Source organism: Kitasatospora putterlickiae (assembly GCF_039527695.1).
In the GTDB taxonomy this organism is placed as follows: domain Bacteria; phylum Actinomycetota; class Actinomycetes; order Streptomycetales; family Streptomycetaceae; genus Kitasatospora; species Kitasatospora putterlickiae.
The window spans coordinates 1-2,741 of record NZ_BAAAKJ010000418.1; the positions used below are offsets into that span (position 1 = coordinate 1).

Below are 2,741 nucleotides of genomic sequence, written 5' to 3' on the forward strand. Positions count from 1 at the left end.
CTTCGACGCCAAGGGCCGCACCAGCTGACGCGCCGCGTCCGCCGCACGCCCCTTCGCTGACCCCAGGACCCCAGGACACCCCATGTATCGCACCGCACTGCGCAACGTGCTGGCCCACAAGGGCCGACTGCTGATGACGGCGCTCGCCGTCATGCTGGGCACCGCCTTCGTGGCCGGCACCATGGTCTTCTCCGACACCTTCGGCAAGGCCATGCGGGAGAACAACTCCACGAGCTACTCCGACGTGTCGGTCCAGGTCGTTGACACCGCCTCCGGCGCCACCACCACCGCCGAGGAGAAGAGCGAGAAGAGCACGGTCACCCTGACCGACGCCACCGTCCAGCAGCTCGCCGCGCTGCCCGGCACCGCCGGCGCCCGTGGCGTGGTCAGCGGCTTCACCGGCGTCGCCGACAAGAGCGGTGGCCTGATCGGCCAGCCCTGGACGGCCAGGGGCGTCAACTTCGCGCCCGGCCCGGACGGCAAGGACGCCCGCTACCCGATGGCCGAGGGCCAGGGCCCGAAGAACGGCAAGGAGATCGCGCTCGACCGCAGGACCGCCGAGAAGGGCGGCTACAAGGTCGGCGACACCGTCCGGGTCGGCTCCAACGGCCCGGTCCTGGAGGCCAGGCTCACCGGCGTCTTCACCACCGACGACCCGGTGGTGAACAGCGGCGGCACCCTCACCCTGTTCGACCGCGCCACCGCCCAGCAGCTACTGCTGGAGCCCGGCCGCTACAGCAGCATCGTGCTCACCGCCAAGCCCGGCACCAGCCAGGACGCCCTGCTCTCCGAGGTGAACCAGAAGCTCCGCCCGGAGCAGCAGATCGAGGCCCGCACCGGCGCCGACCTGAAGGCGGAGGACGAGCGGCTGATCGAGCAGAGCAGCAAGAGCATCCGCACCATGCTGCTCGCGTTCGCCGCGATCTCGCTGTTCGTCGGCATCTTCATCATCGCCAACACCTTCACCATGCTGGTCGCCCAGCGCACCAAGGAACTGGCGCTGCTCCGGGCGATCGGCGCCAGCCGCAAGCAGGTGACCCGCTCGGTGCTGATCGAGGCGCTCGCCATCGGCACCGTCTCGGCCGCGGCGGGCCTGGTCGCCGGCCTCGGCATCGGCGCCGGGATGCAGTCCCTGATCGCCTCGCTGGACGACGGCATGCCGACCGCCTCGCTGGTGGTCAAGCCGATGACCGTGGCGGTCACCCTGGTCGTCGGCGTCCTGGTGACGGTGCTCTCCGCGCTGCTGCCGGCCGTCCGTGCCGCGCGGATCGCCCCGGTCGCCGCGATGAGCAGCGGCGACCAGCCCGCCAGCCAGAAGTCCCTGATGGTCCGCAACGCCATCGGCTCGCTGCTGGCCGCCGCCGGTATCGCCCTGGTCGCCTTCGGCGCCTCGAAGGGCAACTCCGACGGCCGGACGCCGGTCGCGTTGGGCGCGCTGCTCGCCATCCTGGGCGTCTTCGTCCTGCTGCCGCTGCTCTCCCGCCCGGTGATCGCCCTGGTCGGCCCGGTCCTCGGCCGGCTCTTCGGCACCCCCGGCAAGCTGGCCCGGCAGAACGCGGTGCGCAACCCGCGCCGCACCGCCGCCACCGCCGCCGCGCTCACCATCGGCCTGACCCTGGTCAGCGGCCTGACGGTGATCGGCGCCTCGGTCGCCGACGCCGTGGACCGCACGGTCACCAGCTCGCTGAAGGCCGACTTCCTGGTGGGCGCGGCCAACAACATGAGCCTGTCCGACCAGGTCCCGGCCTCGATCGCCAAGGCTCCCGGGGTGGCCGCCTCCTCGCCGCAGACCATGGTGTCCTGGAAGCTCAACGGCGACAGCCGGACGATCACCGGCCTGAACGCCGACAGCATGGACAAGCTGCTCACCGTGAAGATGACGAGCGGTTCGACGGCCTCCGTCGGCCAGGGGCGGCTGCTGGTCGACGAGGACCTCGCGAAGAGCCTCGGCGCCACCACCGGCTCGACGGTCGAGGTCGGCTTCGGCAAGGAGGCCAAGGGCGCCCTGACCATCGGCGGCGTCTACGAGAAGAACGAACTGCTCGGCAAGGCCGTGGTGGCCAACGCCGAGATCCTCAAGCACGACCCCCAGCCCTACCTGGCCGGCGTCCTGGTCAAGGGCACCGACGGGGAGAGCCCCGCGCTGAAGAAGGCGCTCACGGACGCCACCGGCGCCAACCCGGTGATCGAGGTCAAGTCGCGCCAGGACCTCCGGGACCGCTTCAGCCAGACCATCACCTTCGCGCTGAACCTGATGTACGGCCTGCTGGCGATGTCGGTGATCGTCGCGGTCCTCGGGGTGATCAACACCCTGGCGATGTCGGTCTTCGAGCGCAAGCGCGAGATCGGCATGCTGCGGGCGATCGGCCTGGACCGCTCCGGCATCAAGCGGATGGTCCGTCTGGAGTCCGTGGTGATCTCGGTGTTCGGCGCCGGCGTCGGCGTCCTGCTCGGCTGCTTCATGGCCTGGGCGATCAACGGCACCCTGGAGTCCGAGCTGCCGGGCCTGGCCACCGTGCTCCCCTTCGGCCAGCTGCTGCTCTTCCTGGCCCTGGCCGGCCTGGTCGGCCTGGTGGCCGCCTTCTGGCCCGCCCGCCGGGCCTCCAAGCTGGACATCCTGGCCAGCATCAAGACCGACTGACACCCGCCCCGGCACGCCCCTTCCGCCCCGAGCCGAAGGGGCGCGCCGGTGCCGAAAGGGAGAAGGGCCAAGCCGCCGACGAAGGAGGTGGCGCCGCGCC

1 protein-coding gene is annotated in these 2,741 nt (G+C 71.3%); it reads left to right on the forward strand.

All coding sequences use genetic code 11. The annotated features are described in order from the left end of the window. Positions 1-82 precede the first annotated feature (82 nt). A complete protein-coding gene (locus tag ABD308_RS34970) occupies positions 83-2,641 on the forward strand; it encodes an ABC transporter permease (protein WP_344343972.1) in 2,559 nt (852 codons plus the stop codon). Positions 2,642-2,741 lie beyond the last annotated feature (100 nt).